The following is a 21379-nucleotide window of genomic DNA, read 5'->3' as shown; positions in this document are numbered from 1 at the left end:
AGTTATTTAAAACTTTAAAATCAACAACTTAAAAACATAAAAATTGATAAAAAACTTAAGATGGAAAAATATACAGATCGGGATCACGTTATTTCACGAAGAAAAATTAGATCTAGATAGTTGAATCACATCTGATTTAGAGTTTTTTACAGGGGGCTTATTTTTTGAAGAGAATAATGAGAAGCGCGTCACTTTTGGGATTAAAGTCACCTTATGTGCATTGTTGATGATATGACCAAAGGCGATTTCTATATGTTTCAGTTTTGGATATGCACCTAATTCGCAGTAAACAAAAAGAGCTCCCGTTTTATCTTGAATAAGATAAAGGTCAGGAGCTCTTCTACTAATAGTGCTTATCGATTATTTAACTGAGGTCACTCGACTTACTTTCTCACCACTTTCTGAAATAGAGCGGATGTAAGTCTCACCAGAAACTGATGGACGTTGTTGCTCATCGTATGTTAGCCAGTTTTCGCCATCAGCAGAGTATTGCAGCTCTACACCTGGGAATTGAACGTTCATCGCTAGCTTACCGTCAACAACCTTCGCACCTGGAACTGGTAGTCGGTAATCAATACCCGCTTTTTCTAGCTTAGCTAGCTCACGTTGACCAAGAATATTCGCGAAGCGATTAAAGTCGCTGTTCAACGCTTGCTTATTCACTAAGTTAGTTTCTTGAGAGTATTCAACACCAACCTTGTAGTCGTTTTCCCAATCTGCTCGGTGCCATGCGCGCTCTGCTGCTGCCAATACGCGAGGGAACACCATGTATTCATATTGCTCGTCAGTACGTACTGTTTCTGACCAAAGTTGAGCTGACAGACCGTAGAAAGGTTTCGCTTCAACCTCACCTTTACCAGTAAAACCATTGCCATCACGGTCTAATGATGTTTCTGCGTTTTGTGGCATGTTTTCTGGTGCGAAGCCAAACATCTTACGAGTATCGGTTGCACGTGTTGCCCAGTAGTAACCACGCTCAGCTGCATCAACTTCGTATGGCATATCCATGTATACGTAGTCTGGGTTAGAGACAATCACGTCATACCCTTTTGCTGACCAATCGTATACTGATGAAGTTCCGCCCCAGTAAAGAACGTCCCAGAAGTTCACGCGTGTACTTTCGGTCGCAAATGCTTCCTCGCCTTCGCTGTATTTCAGACCATCTTGCCATGCTTGGAAGTGGGGAATACCCTTCTCAGCAACAATCTTAGAAACCTGTTCTGCGAAGTGGCTTGGTAGATGACCGAAATCGCTTACAGTACCATCAGCGATCAATGACTGACATTGTGGTGATTGTTGGAACGGCTTATCTTGCTTAGACAAATCGATGTTGCCTTTCCAAGCCACTTTATCTTCTGCATTAATATCTTGTAAGCCTGCGCCTAACTTGATGTTTTTCGCTTCATCGCCGCCGAAGTGCCAAGTCGTTAGCGGTACGCCCGCTTCTTGGTGCATTGCCGCCACTTCAGAGATTACTTTATCGACGAAGTGAGTTGATGACTCCATACATGGGTTAATGAAGCTTTGCTTATCGTAGAACTGAACCGTGGTTACATTCGATGTATCTTGCGGATCCATCAAGCGGTATTCGTTCGCTTCTGCTTCTTTGCCTTCCGCCATGAGACGAGTGTAACGCGCTTCCATTGATACCACAGCTGAACGAGCGTGTGCTGGCATATCAATTTCAGGGATAACTTCGATGCTGCGCGCTTTAGCGTAGCTTAGGATCTCGACGTAATCCGCTTTACTAAAGAAACCAGAGCCAAAGTTGTCTGTTGTTGGACCAGAACCTAGCTGAGGCAGTAAGCAGCTTTGTTCATCCAAATCAAAACAACGATTAGACCCTACATCCGTTAGCTCTGGTAAACCTGGAATTTCTAAACGCCAACCTTCATCATCCGTTAGGTGAAGGTGCAGTTTATTCATCTTGTATGCCGCCATTTGATCTAGCGTTGCTAGGATGGCATCTTTTGAGTGGAAGTTTCGAGCAACGTCCACCATCACACCACGATAATCAAAGCGCGGCGCATCTTTAATTGACAGTTGTGGTAATGATTCAGCGTTCTGACTATCTATTAGGCCAAAAATAGACTGAACTGCGTAGAAAGCACCCGTTTTATCAAACGCTTTAATTGCAATCCCCTCTTCCGAGATGCTTAGTTCATAAGCGCCAGATTTTGCTAAATCACCCGTAAACTGAGTAGGAACAACAGCGACACTCACAGGTAGGTCGCCACTCACATCTACGTTTACCACATCTGCACGTTCTTCAATTGCTGCGAATTGCTCAGCGTCGAATGCGTCTTTAGGTAGGGCAATACCACCAGCAATGCTAACTGAACCTTCACCGGCTTCTACCGACATTGGCGTTGGTAGTAAAGTAGTTGATACATCTTGCGTTGCTAGATCAGCATTCTTTTCAAAACGCGTCACCGCTGTCGCCATTACGTTATTATCATCAGGCGTACGCTTAAGGTTATTACCCTCTAGACCAGTTACGAACGATGCAACATCTTCTGTATTCAATGATGCAATCATCTTAGGTTCTGCGTTTGGCGCCGTCACGAATGCACCTGGCATAAAGTCAGTTTCAAACAGTTGCCAGTATTCACTCGTTAACGGAAGAACCACTTCTTCACCAGCCGCAAAGCCGTCAAATTTTTCAGTAGGTTCTAGCTTGTGAAGGTCACCAGTAACGCGAGTGATCTTAAATTGCTCATTATCAACATCTAAAATAAGACGAATACTGTGGAAGTAGATGCTCCAATCTTTAGAGTCAATCGCTTCACCGTCATTGGTTAGCGTCATGTTCACTTTATTACATGACGCCCATTCAGCACCTAGGTCCTGACAAGCCAAGCCTTCATTCGCACCATGATTAGTTAGAATTTCGTACTGAACATCAAGATTATCAGCTAGTGCATTCACTACTTTTTGTTCTGGTGCTTGCGTTACTGCACAACCTGTTAGGCCAGCCAATACCGCTACAGATAGTAAGTTTCTCTTCAACATCGTATTCACCCATAAATTAAAAATTGAGTAAGAAGCAAAATGGAGCGCTTCGAAAGTTAGATAAACTATATGGGCTTATTTTTTACCGTGAATTAAATCGAGCTAATAAAGTGATCGGCTTCAAATCTCAAAAATATTGATAAATTTAATTTAAATAAAATCATCAAGTTACAAGCAACGGCACTTCCGTCATTTTAATTTTGACGTAAAATTTGAGAAATGAATCACAATCTTTTTTACCGATTTCATAAAATCGTGTCATTGGTAGTCAGAAAGGATTTAGAGTTTCAGCGTATTATTATACTTTTCGTACAAACAACGTGACATTGTTCTCAAAAAAAACCGTTAAAAAACATCGTCAAAATCGATTTTAACGAGTTTAATACTTCCTTAAGGAGCTCCCTTTGCGTCCACTCTGGTACATGGTTTTATTCGTTCTCGCTTTTTCAGCTAGGCAAGCGGTCGCCGAGCCCCTTTATTGGCAAGCACAAAAGGATGATCTGACACTCACTATCTTAGGTTCAGTGCACGTTGGAGACGAGAGTATGTACCCCCTTCCTTCGGCGATCACCGACGCGCTAAAAAACAGTGATGGCTTAATTATCGAAACGGATATCAGAAAGTCTGATGGCGTTGTATATCCCCGCAACAAACTCACGACTGCCGATGTACTCAATACAGAACAGCTGCAATTATTAACCGACATATCAAAATCATTGGGCATGCCGACGCAACAACTGCTTCGCTCACCGCCTTGGGCAACTTCTCTCTCCATACAAATGCAGCAGTTAAAAAACCTTGGTTATGGCTCCGCCAGCGGCGTTGATGCGACGCTAGCGAACAAAGCGACTACCCAAGATGTTCCGGTTATCAGTTTGGAGCCTCTGCAATTCCAAATAGACCTGATGACAAAACAAAAGGATGACGGTAAGGAATGGTTAGTCAGTAGCCTAGAAGAATTTGACCAAACTGATCGTGTGGTTCATTGCCTGATTGAAAGCTGGAAAGCGGGCGATTTAGCGAAGCTGGAAGCCTTCTCAGAGCTATCAGAGATGTCACCTGAACTTGAGAAAGCGTTCTTAACCGATCGCAACATAGACTGGGCAAACAAGCTATCCGCCAATAATTGGAAACTTAAGTCTAAAGGGAACTACTTGATAGTAGTTGGCACCTTGCACCTAATTGGAGAAGGTAACCTTATACAGTTATTAGAAAAGAAAGGTTTCAGTGTCATCCAGCAATCGCAAAGCCAACCAGCCCAATGTCAATTTGCGGCTAGCCCAAAAGGCTAACAATACTCACCTCATTTTGTTTTCGTTATAAAAGCATTTCCTTAATAACAGAATCTTTACATTTAATAGCACCATTGCGGTGCTATTATCTTCCGCTCTTTTTTCCTATGGCGTTGTTCTAATGAAACCAGTACTTTTTGCTTTCCCTTTAGCCCTCACGATGCTGATGACCTCAATAGCCTCAGCCAAAGAAACATGCACCATCGAACAGTTTCAGGCGATAGACATACAACCGGATACTAAAGGCGGTGTATTAGATAAAGAAAGCGGACAGTTTTTGATTACTGAGAAACCACCGATGCGCTGCGCCAATATTACATTCACAACATCTACAACACGAAACCGTATCGCAAGCCAGATGAACAACAATTTTGAAGCAAACTTTTACGACAACCAAATGGGAAGCTCTCACTCGGTGACGTTTGATGAAGATGAAGTAAAGGCAGGTTACATTCGAATAGGCCCGAATAAGCCAGCGGAAGCGTATGTTTGTTTTGTTACTTCAGAGACTCCAATCAAAAACATCACCTGTGATGTCAAGTAAACAGGTTTGGGGCTACTGGCTATTGGGTCAACCCTTGTCTCTATAAAGGGCATTTAGAACAACAAGAGATTCCCGACTCGCTCTAGGGAATGACGTACATACCGGAAAGCAAAAAAGCCGTAGCACCTTCTACTACAAAGAGTGCTACGGCTTTCTTTTATGTGGTCGGTGAAGAGCTATTTTGAACATCAGGCGAACCCCACCTAGGTTCAAATCCCATTTCCCTTCCCCTGAAACGACGAAAGCCTGCTCAATGAGCAGGCTTTCTAAATGTGGTCGGTGAAGAGGGATTCGAACCCCCGACCCTCTGGTCCCAAACCAGATGCGCTACCAAGCTGCGCTATTCACCGAGATATCTAACTGGCTCATTGCCTGTCGATGGAGCGTATAATACGGGTTCTGAATTTATCCGCAAGGGCTTTTTCTCATATTTATTGCGATTTTGAATCGTTCGAACAAAAGACATACAACAACGAGCATGATGTGACGAAAAACACACAGTTACCAACAAGTATTTAACTTATGAAACAGGATTGATCCAGATCAGTGAATTGATAATGCTTGTTAATACACTAAGCCATGTCATATAACTTTGAGGTATACACATGGACTTTTGGCTAGATCTCCTATTTGGTAATGCGGTGGGACTATCTTCAATGATAGTAATCTTCGGGGCTCTGGGTCTCATGATGTTCTATGGAGGCTTCTTCATATACAAAGTTATGACTGAAAAATCTCCTCACTAGAATCGCTCTGCCTAAATCATTTACTTTTAAGTATTCTTTTACTTTATAAGTAAATGTCAAAACGCTTTGCACCGGAGCAGACTTATTGTCTTCTCCGGTTTTTTCATTTTTAAACCTAACCTCAACTTAGGTATACTTACCCTATCCTTCTCCAACTTGAGATACACACTATGTCTCATGATGATGACTTAGATCTATTCCAAGAAATGATGGGCGATGTTAAACGTATCGACCATGACACCGCTGAACACCAGAAAGTACACCGAGTCACCGAATCTCACCTTGCTAAGCGTGAAGCCGCTATGTGGCTGTCTGACGACGAGAAAGACTACTTATCATTAGACTATTCGCCAATGATCAAGCCAGACGATGTTGTTGCTTATAAAAAAGACGGTGTACAAGAAGGCGTATACAAAAAGCTGCGCCTAGGAAAATACCCTATTCAAGCCAAGCTCGACCTTCATAGGAAAACACTGAAAGACGCACGTAACGAAGTGCTTTCATTTTTGCGTCAGTGTTTAAGAATGGATGTTCGTACCGTCATCATTGTTCATGGTAAGGGTGAGCGTTCGAATCCACCTGCAATGATGAAAAGCTACGTGGCAAATTGGCTAACACAAATCAACGACGTTCAATGTGTTCATTCTGCTCAGCAATTTCATGGTGGTACGGGCGCAGTCTACGTAATGCTCAGAAAGAGTAATGAGAAAAAGCTAGAGAACAGAGAGCGCCATCAAAAACGCACCAGTTAATAGGTTGAGATAGATAAATGGACTAGTAACGATTTTGCATCAAGATCGATATTTCGTGCCTAGACTCACACCAAGTGCTAAAATTACCTCAGTTAACGAATTTCAACTCAAAGCAACTATCCAAAGGTTGCTTTTTGTTTATCTATATTTCCGTTGTGAAACGCTAAGAGAATATCATGTCACAAGAATCCCAAGCTAAACGCCTTAATAAATACATCAGTGAAACTGGTTTTTGCTCACGCCGCGAAGCCGATAAGCTCATTGATGCAGGCCGAGTTACTATTAACGGTAAGATCCCTGAAATGGGTACTAAAGTCTTGCCAGGTGATGATGTTGAGATCGACAATAAGCCTGTTCGCTCAAAAGAGAAGCCGATTTACATTGCTCTTAATAAACCAACAGGTATCACCTGTACGACTGAGCGTGATATTCCTGGCAACATCGTCGACTTTATCGGCCACCACAAACGTATTTTCCCGATTGGTCGTCTAGATAAGCCTTCTGATGGTCTTATCTTCTTGACCAACGATGGCGACATCGTAAATAAAATCCTACGTGCAGGTAACAATCACGAGAAAGAATACGTGGTGCGTGTAGATAAGCCGATTACGACTGAGTTTTTGAAGCAAATGGGCGCTGGTGTCCATATTCTCGATACTGTTACCTTGCCATGTAAGGTCGAGAAAGAGACCAAGTTCTCATTCCGAATTACACTAACACAAGGCCTTAACCGCCAAATTCGCCGTATGTGTGAAGCGCTCGGTTACGAAGTATTTAAGCTGCGCCGTGTTCGTATTATGAATATCTCACTAGACGGTATTCCTAACGGCAAATGGCGCTACCTGAGCGACGAAGAGATCACTGAGATCTTAGCGATGTGTGAAGGCTCAGTAAGTACGGAAGATGCGTCAAAAATGAACGCGAAAGGTCAACGCATTCATAAAGCGACTGACGCGAAACTTTTTGACAGCCGTGAAGAGAACCAAGCTTCAACAGCGCGCCGTAATCAAAACGAGAACCGTACTCGCACTTACCGCGGTAACAATGCGGATGAATTCCGTCATGCACCTAACTCAAAGCGTGGCCGCAATTCATCAAATGGTGAAAGCGGTGGTAATACCGAGAACTGGAAATCAAACTCTCGTTCAGAGCGTTCTAATTCAGATAGAAATCGTTCGGATCGCAATCGCACAGATCGCGATAATACCGATCGTAGAAGCGGGAAGCCGGCAAACCGCAGCCAAGATTCAAACAGACCGAACAAACCTGCACCAAAGCGTGTTGGTGGTACTTTAGGTCTGAAGAAGTAGTCTGAATCAGTAAGACGAGACTCTCGATATAAAAACGCCCGCTAGATTAGTCTAGCGGGCGTTTTTGTTGGTCATTCGATAGTTTTATCATCATGACGACGACAATCTATAAACATAAATCAGCAAACTGGCCGCGAGTCAGAAGTGTTAAGTCTTTTGGGTCTAATTCAATCTCTAGCCCACGCTTACCTGCACTCACACATATCGTTTCAAAATCTGTCGCACTGGAATGAACGAAGGTAGGCAGTGCTTTCTTCTGTCCAAGCGGACTAATGCCACCAACAACATAACCCGTGGTTTTCTGAGCAATCTCAGGATCGGCCATCTCTGCTTTTTTGCCTTTCGCTGCTTTAGCGGCAAGCTTTAGATTTAGCTTCTGGTCGACAGGAATAACGGCAACCGCCAAATCTTTCGCCACACCATTCAAGCAGAACAACAGCGTTTTGAATACACGTTTGGGATCTTGACCAAGCGCTTCAACGGCTTCTAAACCATAGTTCGTATTATTGGCATCATGATGGTACTGATGCACGCTATGAGCGATTTTCTTTTTCTTGGCGAGATTGATTGCTGGGGTCATAACAAATCCAAACGATAGATAAACAAAAAGCGACGCCGAGGCGTCGCTTTAGTTAAATTTATCATGGTGCTAGAGTCAATCTAATTTAGCACCTATTGATACAATTGCTTGGATTCCATTACTTGTAAACCATTTGGCCTGAAGGCGCGTACTTGTTCACGTCAACCGGGCTGTTTGCTTCTAGGTACTCTTTCAGTACTTCAGCATCAACAAAACCAGTATTTACGTAACCTGGGTGATCAGACAGTTTAGGGTAACCGTCACCACCAGCAGCGTTAAAGCTTGGTACTGTGAAACGGTAAGTTTCGTCTAGACGAAGCTGTTTGCCACCGATGAATACATTCGATACTTCACCGTTCGCTACTGTCATAGAGATACCAGCAAACTGAGCGTAAGCACCAGAATCGATTGGTTTAGTCGCTACTACATTTAGGTAATCCAGAACTTCTTTACCCGTCATGTCTGTGTAAGTCAGGATGTTTGCAAAAGGCTGTACCTTCAGTACATCTTTGTAAGTAACATTACCGGCTTCAATTGAGTCACGAACGCCACCAGAGTTCATCACAGCGAAGTCTGCTTTTGCACGCTCCATGTGAGAAATCGCAATCAAACGACCTAGGTTGGTCTGTTGGAAACGAACGACGTTACGATCGCCTTCAAGCTTGCCATTTGTCTCAGCGATTTGAACTTCTAGCTGTGCCTGACCTTGCTCTTGGAAAGGACGTAGGAATTCAAGTAGCTCTGGGTCTTGTGCGATTTCATCTTGAATAAGAACACGTTGCTTCTTACCGTCGATCTTAACTTTCTTCTTAAGGTTAACTGGAATCAGGTCGTAGCTAACCATCTCTAGCTCGCCATTACGGAATTCGTAATCAGCACGACCTACGTACTTGCCCCACTCGTGAGCTTGAACGATGTAAGTACCGTTCTGTACGTCAGGCTTACACTCATCACCCGGCTTGAAGTTTTTCTTCGCAACGTTAGGGCCTTCCATACATACAGGCTCTTGAGAGTGACCACCAACGATCATGTCTAGATCGCCTTCGTTTAGGTAACGAGCAAGTGCGACATCACCCGGAGCATTAACACCGCGTTGGCCATTTTCGTAGTGACCCATATGAGTCACAGCAAAGATTAGATCCGGTTTTTCTGTTTCTTTAAGTTCAGCGATTAGCTTCTTCGCTTCTTCTTTAGGATCACGGAAGTCGATGCCTGCGATAAATTCAGGGTTACCAATCTTTTGGGTATCTTCAGTTGTTAAACCAATAACCGCAATCTTGATGCCTTGCTTTTCGAACATCTCGTAAGCTTGGAACTTACGTTCACCTGTCGCTTTATCGTAGATGTTTGCAGATAGCATTGGGAAGTTAGCCCAGTCGATCTGCTTTTGTAATACGTCTAAAGAGTTATCAAACTCGTGGTTACCCAATGCCATGGCATCGTAACCAATTTTGTTCATACCTTTAAAATCAGGTTCTGCGTCCTGAAGGTCTGACTCTGGAACACCCGTGTTGATGTCACCGCCAGATAGAAGCAACACGCTACCGCCTTCTGCTTCAACTTCTGAACGAAGTTGGTCAACTAGCGTTTTACGTGCAGACATGCCGTATTCGCCATATTTATTCTGCCAGAAACGACCATGGTTATCGTTTGTGTGAAGAATCGTTAGCTTGTAAGTTTCGTCTTGGTTCCAATCATGAGCTGATTGAGACGCACACCCAGCTAGAGTAGCTAGAATTGCAGCACTTAGTGCTGTCTTTAGAATAAGGCGTTGCTTCATTGTCATACCTTTGAACTTTTTAGGGAATCCACTGCTTTTTATAATCTATTGCGACCCCTTTCCTGGAGTTCGAACAATAAGACTTCAACATGACTAATCTTAAATTAACATTCTAGATGTAACACGACGATTTCATATTTATGTCGAATTGGTCACGCATAGGTCAACAGTTAAGTGTAACAAAATTATGAGATTACACTCAAACTTCCCCTGCATCACAAGCAATCGTTTACTTACAAAGTGTGATGAATATCAGCAATTTACTGCAAACAGGACTGACCTCACACTCATATAAGAGTTTCTTAGGTAATAACCCGCCACGTTAACAACTCTTTAAATGAACGGTTTATGTTCGGCTGCTTTTACGAGATTAAAAAAAGCCCAATTCAGAGAACTGGGCTTTCTTAGATCAACTTTGTGAAATAACGTTTCCGTTACTTCACATCCATCTCAATTATTTAATATCAATATGCTCAAAGCCTTTGATAAGGTCATCAAGTGCTTTCATCTGCTTCAAGAACGGCTCTAGTTTGTCTAGAGGTAGCGCAGATGGGCCATCACAACGAGCTTGGTCTGGGTTTGGGTGAGCTTCAATGAACAGACCCGCAATACCCGTAGCAAGACCCGCTTTAGCAAGTTCAACCGTTTGCTCACGACGACCGCCAGATGCAGCACCTGATGGGTCACGCATTTGTAGAGAGTGCGTCACGTCGAAGATGATTGGGCTACCGTTTGAAGACTTCTTCATTACGCCAAAGCCAAGCATATCCACAACAAGGTTATCGTAACCCATGCAAGCGCCACGCTCACAAAGGATGATGTTGTCATTACCGCACTCAGCGAACTTATCAACGATGTTGCCAACTTGATTCGGGCTCATGAACTGAGGCTTCTTCACGTTGATTACTGCGCCAGTCTTAGCCATTGCTTCAACAAGATCAGTTTGACGAGCTAGGAATGCAGGTAGTTGGATTACATCAACCACATCCGCAACAGGCTGAGCTTGAGCTTCTGTGTGGATATCAGTAATGATCTTCACGCCGAAAGTATCTTTCAGCTCTTGGAAGATTTTGAGACCTTCTTCCATTCCTGGACCACGGTATGAATGAACTGAGCTGCGGTTCGCTTTATCAAAAGACGCCTTAAATACGTAAGGGATGCCCAGCTTCTCGGTTACTTTTACATAGTGCTCACAGATCTGCATAGCAAGATCGCGAGATTCAAGAACGTTCATGCCTGCAAATAGCGTAAATGGCTTGTCGTTAGCAATTGGCATATCGCCAATATGAACTGTTTTCTGTTCCATCATATTCTCTCTAAATAATTATTAATTAGTGAACGACCACTGTCTTTTCGTTCATGACGTTCACTTGAGATTTCAGTAACTCAGATGCCGGGTCATCTGGGCATTGGTCGATAAAGTATTGATAATCGGTTGCGGCTACTTGGTGACAGTCTAGCTGCTGATAGATAAAACCGCGGTCACGGATTTCATATGGGTCATCAGGTACAAACGTCAAAGCAAGGTCAGTACACTTCAATGCAAGTGTATAACGCTCTTCTCGCAGTAGTGCACTCTTGAGCAGGGCTAACCACTTACCAATAATTGTTGGGTGGTCGGCGACTTCTAAGTGCTCAGGTTTCACCTTAGCTAATGGGCCATCATGGCCAATTAACCATGCTCGCAGCGTTTGTTCGCCAACATACTCACCGTTATAAGGGTTAATATAGGCTGCAGCTTGCCCGTACCAACTTACTTTAAGTAAGAATTGAGTCGGGAAAGAGACGCCCTCTACAGGAAAGCCTAGCTTGCGACCTAGAAAAAGAAAGATCGCCCCCAGACTCACTGGAATGCCTTTCTTTCTCTCAAGCACTTTATCGATGAACGCGTTTTCCGAAGAGAAATACGCATCTTTATCGCCAGCAAAACCCCATTCATAAAAGAATAGTCGAATAAAAGATTCAAACTTCTGCTGTTCATCGGTTTCATTAACCAAAGCAAACTCGGCGTCTTTTAACAATCTCACCAGCTCTTGCTCTGCCCAACTGTCTTGAGTTTCTGGGTTAATCGCTTTATTTAAGATCAATGCACCTTCAGCTAACTCTAGCTGGTCAAAGTCTTCATCAAAAAATTCGTACATAGATAGTTAACCGAAATAAGGAGATAATTAACCGAAAAATGTTGGTGTCTTGGTCATTGCGATTTTGCCTGCCATCGCTAACCAGCCAAGCGCACCAAAGAAAGAGAATACTCTCAGTAGCTTGTTTTTACCTAGCTTAAGCGCAAAGAAACCTAATGCGATGTAAGCCATAACACAAGTTAGTTTTTCGGTTAACCATGGTGCTGCTGGTGTAAATGGAATAAAGCCAGTGATGAAAATCAAACCAATACCCGATAGCAATAGCAACGAGTCATTGATATGAGGGAAACGCTGCAAGAAAGGATGCTTAAGCTTAGGTGAGTTAGCCATCATAAGAGCGAAACGAATCGAGAGAAGTAGCGCACTTATAGCAATCGTTAATAGGTGAAAATGTTTTAGACCTTCGTACATGGTATTCCTTTATATTTTTATATGTGCTTTCGTTAACACGAGCCTCACAATACCCGTTAATGCTCTGTAGTTCTGCATAAAATCTCTGTATTTCTGCGTTAAATGCATTATCGGGTTAAATGTATTGTCGAGTTAAAGGTATCAATTTAGCAAGTTCATCATCCATTGCTCACAAGACGATTAACAATCACTAACTATGAACAGTAACGACCCAATGTCACTCGGTCATTACCACCGTAATCTTTCTCTGTGACAACATCGAGATAACCGAGCGCCTGCATAATCTCACGAACTGCCAAACCTTGGTCATAGCCGTGTTCAAATGCTAACCAACCTTCATTTTCCAAAAAGCCACGTGCGTTTTCAGAAATGTATCGAATATCTGCAAGCCCTTTCTCTTCAGCAACCAGTGCTGTGATCGGCTCAAAACGCACATCGCCTTGAGACAAATGAGGATCATTCTTCTCAATGTATGGCGGGTTAGAAACAATCAGAGAGAATTTCACAACGCCTTCAGAGCTCAAAGGCTCAAACCAACTACCATGCAAAAAAGTCGCATTGGTGATGTTGAGACGCTGTGCATTCTCTGTCGCAAGCTGCTGCGCTTCAGGGCGAAGATCAATACCCGTCACCTGTCGATTCGGCATCTCAGACGCTAATGCTAACGCGATAGCACCTGTACCTGTCCCTAAATCGAGAATCGCGCCTTGCTTGCCAAAGGTTTTATCCAACGCTACTTCAACCAAACGCTCGGTATCTGGGCGTGGGATTAATGTAGAAGGGGAAACTTTTAACGGCAGTGACCAAAACTCACGCTCACCGATAATGTAAGCCACAGGCTCACCGGTTAAGCGACGTTTTAGAAGGGCATTGAATTCAGACTCTTGCTCAGAGGTGAGATGCTTCTCAGGCCAAGTCAGTAGGTAAGATCTTGGTTTATCTAAGGCGTGACAAAGCAGTACCGCGGCATCAATAGAGGGTGATGTGTTATCACCCTCTTGAAGCTTTACGATTGCTGCTTTTAAAGCACTTTCAACCGTATATGCTGACTGCATACTGGTTAGTTGTTCTCTGCAAGTGCAGCAAGCTGATCGGCTTGGTGCTCTTGAAGTACAGGATCAAGCAAGCTTTGCATGTCACCTTCAAGTACTTCGTTAAGACGGTAAATTGTAAGGTTGATACGGTGATCCGAAACACGGCCTTGTGGGTAGTTGTACGTACGAATACGGTCACTACGGTCACCCGAACCTAGTAGGTTACGACGTGTATCAGAAACCGCTGCCGCGCGGCGCTCTTCTTCTGCTTGAACAATACGAGCAGCAAGAACAGCCATCGCTTTCGCTTTGTTTTTATGCTGAGAACGCTCGTCCTGACACTCTACTACTGTACCCGTTGGTAAGTGAGTAATACGGATTGCTGAATCCGTGGTGTTAACGTGCTGACCACCCGCGCCTGATGCACGGAAAGTATCAATTTTAAGGTCGCCCGCTTTGATTTCTGGAAGATCCGCTTCTGGGATCTCAGGCATAACCGCAACCGTACATGCTGACGTGTGAACACGGCCTTGAGATTCGGTTTCAGGTACACGTTGTACACGGTGACCGCCTGACTCAAACTTCATGGTGCCGTAAACAGCGTCGCCACTAACCTTAGCGATCATCTCTTTGTAGCCGCCTTGCTCAGAAGCATTGCTGCTCATGATTTCAACACGCCAACCTTTCTTCTCAGCAAACTTAGAGTACATACGGAACAGGTTGCCCGCGAAGATACCTGCTTCATCACCACCCGCACCTGCGCGGATTTCTAGGAAACAGTTACGCTCATCGTTTGGATCTTTTGGAATAAGAAGAATCTGTAGCTCATCAGTCAGACGCTCAATTGCTGCTTTCGCATCTTTGATTTCATCTTGAGCCATTTCACGCATTTCTGCGTCGTCTTCGTTTGCCATCTCTTCAGCAGCTTCTAGATCTTCTTTCGCTTGCTGGTATGACTGGAAGCAAGCTGTCACTTCTTCAAGTTGAGAGTATTCTTTCGAAAGTGCACGGAATTTGTCTTGATTCCCGATTACATCTGGATCACCAAGTAGATGTTGAACTTCTTCATAGCGTTCAACAAGTGTTTCAAGCTTTACTAGAATCGAGGCTTTCATAATGTCTTATCTTGTTGGAGGTCTAATATTATTGAGGGTTTTCTAAGCCCAAACTCTGTCTAATGACCATTAATTTTGCAGGTTCTCCTTGCTCAGCTGCACTTTGAAGTGCGCGCGTTGGAGCATGGATCAATTTGTTTGTGAGCTTATTGCTGAGCTCGAGTAAAACTTTTTCAGGGTCACCGCCAGCGGCAAGCGATTGTAAACTTTTACTTAATAATTCTTCGCGGATTTCGTTAGCCGATTTACGGTAATCTCGAATACTGTCTACCGCTTGTAAAGAGCGCATCCAACTCATGAACGCGGCACTTTCTTCACTGACGATCGCTTCAGCTTGAATCGCTTCAACTTTACGTTGTTCGATATTGCCATCAACAATCGACTGCAAATCATCAACCGAATAAAGGTAGGCATCATTTAGATCACCAACCTGCGATTCCACATCACGTGGAACGGCAATATCAACCAATAACATCGGCTGATGCTTTCTTGTTTTTAGAGCAGTCTCAACCATACCCTTACCGATAATAGGCAATGGACTTGCGGTTGAGCTAATTACGATGTCCGCTCGATGAAGATGATCAGGGATCTCATTCAAGCTGATCACTTCAGCACCAAATTCTTCTGCTAGCCCTAGAGCACGTTCTCGAGTTCGGTTCGCCACAATCATTTTTGTACAGCCATTCGCCGAAAGGTGCTTAGCCACCAGCTCAATGGTTTCACCCGCACCAACCAGTAACACGGTTGAATCTGCGATGGATTCAAAAATATGCTTGGCTAAGGTACAGGCTGCGTAAGCTACAGAAACCGCGCTTCCGCCGATTTCAGTTTCAGTTCGAACACGCTTCGCAACAGAAAATGATTTCTGGAATAGTTTTTCCATTGAAGCATCAACGGATTTGTTCTCTCGCGAGTCCGTATACGCTTGCTTCACCTGACCTAAGATCTGCGGTTCACCCAAGACTAAAGAGTCCAAACCACAAGCAACGCGCATTAAGTGTTTAATCGCCGCCTGCTCTTCATGTATATAAAGGCTTGGCTTTAGCTCTTCTGGGCTAACTTGATGGAAAACCGACAACCAATCGATGAGTTTGTTTTTAGCCACGCCTTTAACGTCGCAATACACTTCAGTTCGATTACAGGTAGAAAGTATGACACTTCCATTCACGTGTGCATTTGCGTTAAGTTGCTTGAGTGCCTCAGATAATTTATCTGGACCAAAAGCGACTTTTTCTCGCAATTCAACCGACGCTGTATTGTGATTGATACCTACGGCAAGCAAAGACATGTATCAGAAGTTCTCGATCAGGGAATGGAAACAAGGGGCGAATTTTACTTGATGCATGGCTCTATTTAAAGAGCAAGCGGGATTTGTTTTCCTGAGTTCGTGAATTCAATGCTATAGTTGAAGCGTTTTTTAGATAAATTTGAACAAGTTGTGAGCAAATATGAGCAAACTTCGTAGAATCACGTCTCTTATTTTTATGACCATAATTATGGTGGGTTGCTCGTCTATACCTGAACAACCGACCAGTGTTGAGTGGCAAAGTCACCAAAACCGACTTCTACAGATAGAAAACTACCAAGCCTCGGGCAAGCTCGCCTACATTTCTCCAGAGCAGCGCCAAAGCCTAAACTTCATTTGGAAGCATTCACCAAATCACAGTCAATTAAGGCTCACGACATTCCTCGGTCAAACCGCATTGAACCTGACTATAGATCCGTCGGGGGCCAAAGTGGTGACCTATGACGACCAAGTATTTACTCACGCAAGTGCCTCTGTATTGGTTGAGCAACTGACAGGTTTGCAGATACCTATTGATCACCTGTCTCAATGGTTCCTTGGCATTCCAGACCAAGCTGACAGCTACCAGTTAAATACAACTAACACGCTTGAGTCTCTAACCAAACAAGTCAGCAGCCAGCTATGGACACTGAACTTCGCTAATTATCGAAATACTGAGATGCAGAGTAAACACCTCTCAGATGAAGACAACACTAATGTAGAAAGCATCCCCCTCCCTACTCGATTGTCATTCAAGCAAGACGATAACAAAATCAACATTGTAGTTTCGAAGTGGACACTGAAAAAATGATAACAACGCCAACGCATTGGCCTTCTCCGGCTAAACTGAATCTATTTCTTTACATCACAGGTCGACGTGACAACGGCTATCACGAGCTTCAAACTTTGTTTCAGTTTGTTGATTTTGGCGATGAACTAACGGTTGCCGTTAATGAAGAAACGAACTCAATCACAATCACACCGGAAATACCAGGCGTTGCAACAGAAGACAACCTGATTTGGAAAGCCGCGACCGCTCTTCAACAATATACATCGACTTCTTTCGGTGCCGATATTGAGCTTAAGAAAGTACTTCCGATGGGAGGTGGCATTGGTGGAGGCTCTTCAAATGCCGCAACCGTGTTGGTCGCACTTAACTATCTATGGCAACTCAACCTGTCTGATGATCAGCTCGCAGAGATCGGATTGAAACTTGGCGCTGACGTTCCTGTGTTCGTTCGAGGCCACGCCGCCTTTGCGGAAGGGGTTGGAGAACAGCTTCAGCCCGCTAATCCGGATGAAAAATGGTATCTTGTTGTTAAGCCTCAAGTGAGCATAGCAACTGTAGACATATTCACACATTCAGAATTAACTCGAAATACGCCGAAGCGAGCGCTATCAACGCTTCTAGAGCAAGAATACGTAAACGATTGCGAAAAAATTGTGCGAATGCTGTACCCAGAGGTTGATAAGCAACTTTCATGGCTGCTACAATACGCGCCGTCGAGATTGACTGGCACTGGTTCGTGCGTTTTTGCTGAATTTAGCAGCAAAAAAGAAGCCGAATTGGTGTTGGAACAACTGCCTGACACAGTTTCCGCTTTTGTAGCGAAAGGACGAAACATTTCTCCTTTAAAAGAAACTCTGGCTGAATACCAATCAGCCCACCCACAATCTATTTAAAACTGGACGCAACCCGAGGTTTCCACCGTGCCTGATATGAAGCTATTTGCTGGTAACGCAACACCTGAACTAGCCCAACGTATTGCTGATCGTCTATACATCTCTCTTGGCGATGCTACTGTAGACCGTTTTTCTGATGGCGAAGTCGCTGTTCAAATCAATGAAAACGTTCGTGGTAGTGATGTATTCCTGATTCAATCAACTTGTGCACCAACCAATGACAACCTTATGGAATTGGTGGTAATGATTGACGCAATGCGCCGTGCTTCTGCTGGCCGTATTACTGCTGTAATCCCTTACTTCGGTTATGCCCGTCAAGATCGTCGTGTACGTTCTGCTCGTGTGCCAATTACTGCAAAAGTTGTTGCAGACTTCCTTTCTAACGTTGGCGTTGACCGCGTTCTTACTATCGACCTACACGCAGAGCAAATCCAAGGCTTCTTCGATGTACCTGTTGATAACATCTTCGGCACTCCAGTTCTTCTAGAAGACATGGCTAACCGTGGCCTAGAAAACCCAGTAGTGGTTTCTCCAGACCTTGGTGGTGTTGTACGTGCTCGTGCAACGGCTAAAGCGCTAGGTGATGTTGACATCGCTATCGTTGATAAGCGTCGTCCACGTGCTAACGTTTCTGAAGTAATGAACCTAATCGGTGATGTTGAAGGTCGTGACTGTGTTATCGTTGATGACATGATCGATACGGGTGGCACACTATGTAAAGCAGCTGAAGCGCTTAAAGAGCGCGGTGCTAAGCGTGTATTCGCTTACGCAACTCACGCTGTTTTCTCTGGTACTGCTGCGAACAACATCAAGAACTCTGTTCTAGACCAAGTTATCGTAACGGATTCTATCTCTCTATCTCCAGAGATGGCTGCGACGGGTAAAGTGACAACACTTAGCCTTTCTCGCATGCTTGCTGAAGCGATTCGTCGTATCAGCAACGAAGAATCAATCTCAGCGATGTTCAACTAATCAAAGCCCAATAGCTTTTTTTACAAAAGCTTGGTTTTAGAAACACGCGAGAGAAAGATATTAAGCACTTCAGTCAATGAAGTGCTTTTTTTATGTCTGAGTAATATTGCACTGCTAGTTATCACAAACAGGAATAATCGCGCAGCTATCAGCTAGCTCGCACCTTTTTCATAAACTGTGATATCATACGGCGCTTTTTGAAATCCCAAGAGAGATCCATACCTTGAGCCAACAAATAAAACTTCTCGTTGGACTGGCTAATCCAGGTCCAGAATACGCCAAAACTCGCCACAACGCGGGCGCTTGGGTAGTTGAAGAATTAGCGCGTGTACATAACGTGACACTAAAGAACGAACCAAAGTTCTTTGGCCTAACGGGTCGTATCATGGTTCACGGTGAAGATCTTCGTTTGCTGATCCCAACGACTTTTATGAACTTGTCAGGCAAAGCAGTTGCAGCCTTAGCAAAGTTCTACCAAATTAAACCAGAAGAGATCATGGTCGCTCACGATGAGTTAGATCTGCCTCCTGGTATTGGAAAGTTTAAAAAAGGTGGTGGTCATGGCGGACATAATGGTCTGAAAGACATCATCAGCAAGCAGGGTAACAATAAAGAATTCTATCGTCTTAGATTAGGCATCGGCCATCCAGGACACAAAGATAAAGTTGCAGGTTATGTATTAGGCAAAGCTCCTCAAAAAGAGCAAGAGTGTATCGAGGCCGTCGTTGACGAATCGGTTCGCAGCCTAGACATCTTATTAAAAGATGGCCTACCAAAAGCACAAAATCGCTTACATACGTTCAAAGCAGAATAAGGTTTATATCATGGGTTTTAAATGTGGCATCGTTGGTCTACCAAACGTTGGTAAGTCAACTCTGTTTAACGCACTGACTAAAGCAGGCATCGAAGCAGCAAACTTTCCATTTTGTACGATCGAACCAAACACAGGTATCGTTCCGGTTCCAGATCTACGCTTAGATGCATTAGCAAAAATTGTTAATCCACAGAAGATCCTTCCAACGACAATGGAATTCGTAGATATCGCGGGCCTAGTTGCTGGCGCATCTAAAGGTGAAGGTCTTGGTAACAAATTCCTAGCTAACATCCGTGAAACTGACGCTATCGGTCACGTTGTACGCTGCTTTGAAAATGAAAACATTGTTCACGTTGCTGGCAAAGTATCTCCAATTGAAGATATCGAAGTGATCAACCTAGAACTTGCACTGGCTGACTTAGACAGCTGTGAGCGTGCAATTCAACGTAACGCAAAGAAAGCGAAAGGCGGCGACAAAGACGCTAAATTCGAAATCACTGTACTAGAAAAGCTACTTCCAGTTCTAACTGAAGGTGGTATGGCACGTACTGTTGAACTTGGCAAAGAAGAAGCGGCAGCAATCGGCTACCTAAACTTCCTAACGCTTAAGCCAACAATGTACATCGCAAACGTTGCAGAAGATGGTTTTGAAAATAACCCATACCTAGACGCTGTTCGTGAATACGCAGAAAACGAAAACAACGTTGTTGTTGCTGTTTGTGCAGCAATCGAATCAGAGCTTTCTGAGCTTGATGACGAAGATCGCGAAGAGTTCCTTGCGGATATGGGTATCGAAGAACCAGGTCTTAACCGAGTGATCCGCTCTGGTTACGAACTACTGACTCTTCAGACTTACTTCACAGCTGGTGTTAAAGAAGTTCGTGCTTGGACAATCCCTGTAGGTGCAACTGCGCCACAAGCAGCGGGTAAGATCCACACAGACTTCGAGAAAGGTTTCATCCGTGCTGAAGTTGTTGGATTCGATCACTTCATCGAATTTAACGGTGAGAGCGGTGCGAAAGACGCAGGTAAATGGCGCCTTGAAGGTAAAGAATACATAGTTAAAGATGGTGACGTTGTTCACTTCCGCTTCAATGTATAATTCTGATTAAACATCTAGAAAAAAGGCCAGTGAATTCACTGGCCTTTTTGTTTTTCCCCTTTCTAAATTGTCCCTCACCAGAAAGTTAACTTCCTATATATATCGCCTTTTAGACCTGTTTTTTGTCGACAAATACGCCTCTTTGCCTAAAAAGAAACCGAACAGATGTTTATTCGCGATTTATTCAAAAAAAAAGTTGACGGGTTTCACTCAACTCCGCATAATGCGCCCCGTTCACAGCGAAGCGGCAACGTTTCGAAATGAGCAACAATATGGAAATGGCTACTTAGCTCAGTTGGTTAGAGCACATCACTCATAATGATGGGGTCGCAGGTTCAAATCCCGCAGTAGCCACCATTTCCTAAGCACTCTATTTGATATTAAAGTTTGTCTTTAGTAACAAAGAGTTTTTAGGAAATAACGCGGTCGTGGCGGAATTGGTAGACGCACCAGATTTAGGTTCTGGCGCCGAGAGGTGTGAGAGTTCAAGTCTCTCCGACCGCACCATATTGAGATATCTTAATTGATATCATTGTTGGGCTATCGCCAAGCGGTAAGGCACCGGCTTTTGATGCCGGCATTCCCTGGTTCGAATCCAGGTAGCCCAGCCACTATTTAAAGTGTAATTATCTTTAAAAAGATAATGGCATTGAAAGCAAGATTATATTATATTGTCTCGCTCTCAGATGGCTACTTAGCTCAGTTGGTTAGAGCACATCACTCATAATGATGGGGTCGCAGGTTCAAATCCCGCAGTAGCCACCATTCTTTCTTCGAGAAAGAAAAGACAACGTTATATTGAATCA

At 43.8% G+C, this 21379-nt stretch carries 19 protein-coding genes and 5 tRNA genes; 14 read left to right on the top strand and 10 right to left on the bottom strand.

The features are described from left to right. Positions 1–360: 360 nt before the first annotated feature. Positions 361–3012, bottom strand: a complete 2652-nt coding sequence (locus AB4507_RS00635) for a beta-N-acetylhexosaminidase (RefSeq protein WP_017071188.1) — start codon at positions 3010–3012, stop codon at positions 361–363. 404 nt (positions 3013–3416) lie between these two features. Between AB4507_RS00635 and AB4507_RS00630 the strand changes: the two genes are divergently transcribed. Then, the gene (locus AB4507_RS00630; RefSeq protein WP_372148311.1) at positions 3417–4304 is read left to right on the top strand and encodes a TraB/GumN family protein; all 888 of its coding nucleotides are present in this window, start codon (positions 3417–3419) and stop codon (positions 4302–4304) included. Positions 4305–4425: 121 nt separating this feature from the next. Then, complete coding sequence (locus tag AB4507_RS00625) at positions 4426–4848, top strand: hypothetical protein (RefSeq protein WP_372148312.1); 423 nt, start codon at positions 4426–4428, stop codon at positions 4846–4848. A 273-nt stretch (positions 4849–5121) separates the two neighbouring features. Here AB4507_RS00625 and AB4507_RS00620 read toward each other — a convergent pair. Continuing rightward, positions 5122–5198, bottom strand: a tRNA-Pro gene (locus tag AB4507_RS00620). 255 nt (positions 5199–5453) lie between these two features. Between AB4507_RS00620 and AB4507_RS00615 the strand changes: the two genes are divergently transcribed. The 3 genes from AB4507_RS00615 to rluF all read left to right on the top strand — a co-directional run bounded on the left by AB4507_RS00615 (position 5454) and on the right by rluF (position 7656). Next, a complete protein-coding gene (locus AB4507_RS00615; RefSeq protein ID WP_017062321.1) occupies positions 5454–5594 on the top strand; it encodes a DUF3149 domain-containing protein in 141 nt (46 codons plus the stop codon). 170 nt (positions 5595–5764) lie between these two features. Then, positions 5765–6346, top strand: a complete 582-nt coding sequence (smrA, locus tag AB4507_RS00610; protein WP_017062320.1) for a DNA endonuclease SmrA — start codon at positions 5765–5767, stop codon at positions 6344–6346. A 176-nt stretch (positions 6347–6522) separates the two neighbouring features. Then, a complete protein-coding gene (gene rluF, locus AB4507_RS00605) occupies positions 6523–7656 on the top strand; it encodes a 23S rRNA pseudouridine(2604) synthase RluF (protein ID WP_372170907.1) in 1134 nt (377 codons plus the stop codon). 106 nt (positions 7657–7762) lie between these two features. On the opposite strand, the gene ybaK is transcribed toward rluF, so the two are convergent. From ybaK to hemA, 8 genes are all read right to left on the bottom strand, one after another. Continuing rightward, entirely contained in the window at positions 7763–8236 is a 474-nt protein-coding gene (gene ybaK / locus AB4507_RS00600; RefSeq protein ID WP_017069618.1) for a Cys-tRNA(Pro) deacylase, read from the bottom strand. A gap of 118 nt (positions 8237–8354) precedes the next feature. After that, a complete protein-coding gene (gene ushA / locus AB4507_RS00595) occupies positions 8355–10016 on the bottom strand; it encodes a bifunctional UDP-sugar hydrolase/5'-nucleotidase UshA (protein WP_372170909.1) in 1662 nt (553 codons plus the stop codon). Positions 10017–10470: 454 nt separating this feature from the next. Next, positions 10471–11325, bottom strand: coding sequence for a 3-deoxy-8-phosphooctulonate synthase (kdsA, locus tag AB4507_RS00590; RefSeq protein ID WP_017069619.1), 855 nt, complete (start codon positions 11323–11325; stop codon positions 10471–10473). 22 nt (positions 11326–11347) lie between these two features. Next, positions 11348–12157 (bottom strand): SirB1 family protein, encoded by an 810-nt coding sequence (locus AB4507_RS00585; RefSeq protein WP_371720982.1) that lies wholly within the window; start codon positions 12155–12157, stop codon positions 11348–11350. A 27-nt stretch (positions 12158–12184) separates the two neighbouring features. Further along, positions 12185–12568: a SirB2 family protein gene (locus tag AB4507_RS00580; RefSeq protein ID WP_009848726.1), complete on the bottom strand. Its 384-nt coding sequence runs from the start codon at positions 12566–12568 to the stop codon at positions 12185–12187. A 194-nt stretch (positions 12569–12762) separates the two neighbouring features. After that, a complete protein-coding gene (gene prmC / locus AB4507_RS00575) occupies positions 12763–13623 on the bottom strand; it encodes a peptide chain release factor N(5)-glutamine methyltransferase (protein WP_017062314.1) in 861 nt (286 codons plus the stop codon). Positions 13624–13628: 5 nt separating this feature from the next. Continuing rightward, positions 13629–14717, bottom strand: a complete 1089-nt coding sequence (gene prfA / locus AB4507_RS00570; RefSeq protein ID WP_017062313.1) for a peptide chain release factor 1 — start codon at positions 14715–14717, stop codon at positions 13629–13631. 28 nt (positions 14718–14745) lie between these two features. Beyond that, positions 14746–16005, bottom strand: coding sequence for a glutamyl-tRNA reductase (hemA, locus tag AB4507_RS00565; protein WP_017062312.1), 1260 nt, complete (start codon positions 16003–16005; stop codon positions 14746–14748). A 160-nt stretch (positions 16006–16165) separates the two neighbouring features. On the opposite strand from hemA, the gene lolB reads away from it, so the two are divergent. The 9 genes from lolB (at position 16166) to AB4507_RS00520 (ending at position 21338) form a co-directional block, all read left to right on the top strand. After that, on the top strand, positions 16166–16813 hold the full coding sequence (lolB, locus tag AB4507_RS00560) for a lipoprotein insertase outer membrane protein LolB (RefSeq protein WP_017064165.1): 648 nt from the start codon (positions 16166–16168) through the stop codon (positions 16811–16813). Then, entirely contained in the window at positions 16810–17685 is an 876-nt protein-coding gene (ispE, locus tag AB4507_RS00555) for a 4-(cytidine 5'-diphospho)-2-C-methyl-D-erythritol kinase (RefSeq protein WP_017064166.1), read from the top strand. The genes lolB and ispE overlap by 4 nt, the downstream gene beginning before the upstream one ends. Before the next feature lie 27 nt (positions 17686–17712). Beyond that, positions 17713–18657 (top strand): ribose-phosphate pyrophosphokinase, encoded by a 945-nt coding sequence (locus AB4507_RS00550; protein ID WP_004739814.1) that lies wholly within the window; start codon positions 17713–17715, stop codon positions 18655–18657. Between the two features lie 223 nt (positions 18658–18880). After that, positions 18881–19471, top strand: a complete 591-nt coding sequence (pth, locus tag AB4507_RS00545; protein WP_004739815.1) for an aminoacyl-tRNA hydrolase — start codon at positions 18881–18883, stop codon at positions 19469–19471. Between the two features lie 10 nt (positions 19472–19481). Continuing rightward, on the top strand, positions 19482–20573 hold the full coding sequence (gene ychF / locus AB4507_RS00540) for a redox-regulated ATPase YchF (protein WP_010439159.1): 1092 nt from the start codon (positions 19482–19484) through the stop codon (positions 20571–20573). A 280-nt stretch (positions 20574–20853) separates the two neighbouring features. Beyond that, positions 20854–20930 (top strand) — tRNA-Met (locus AB4507_RS00535). Between the two features lie 65 nt (positions 20931–20995). Beyond that, a tRNA-Leu gene (locus tag AB4507_RS00530) sits at positions 20996–21080 on the top strand. A 29-nt stretch (positions 21081–21109) separates the two neighbouring features. Next, positions 21110–21184: transfer RNA gene (locus tag AB4507_RS00525), tRNA-Gln, on the top strand. 77 nt (positions 21185–21261) lie between these two features. Next, positions 21262–21338 (top strand) — tRNA-Met (locus AB4507_RS00520). Positions 21339–21379 lie beyond the last annotated feature (41 nt).

Origin of the sequence: Vibrio sp. 10N.222.54.A3 (assembly GCF_041474095.1) — a bacterium.
GTDB lineage: Bacteria > Pseudomonadota > Gammaproteobacteria > Enterobacterales > Vibrionaceae > Vibrio > Vibrio crassostreae_C.
The sequence above is the reverse complement of the archived record's forward strand: the minus strand, read 5'-3'. Positions and strand labels throughout refer to the sequence as shown.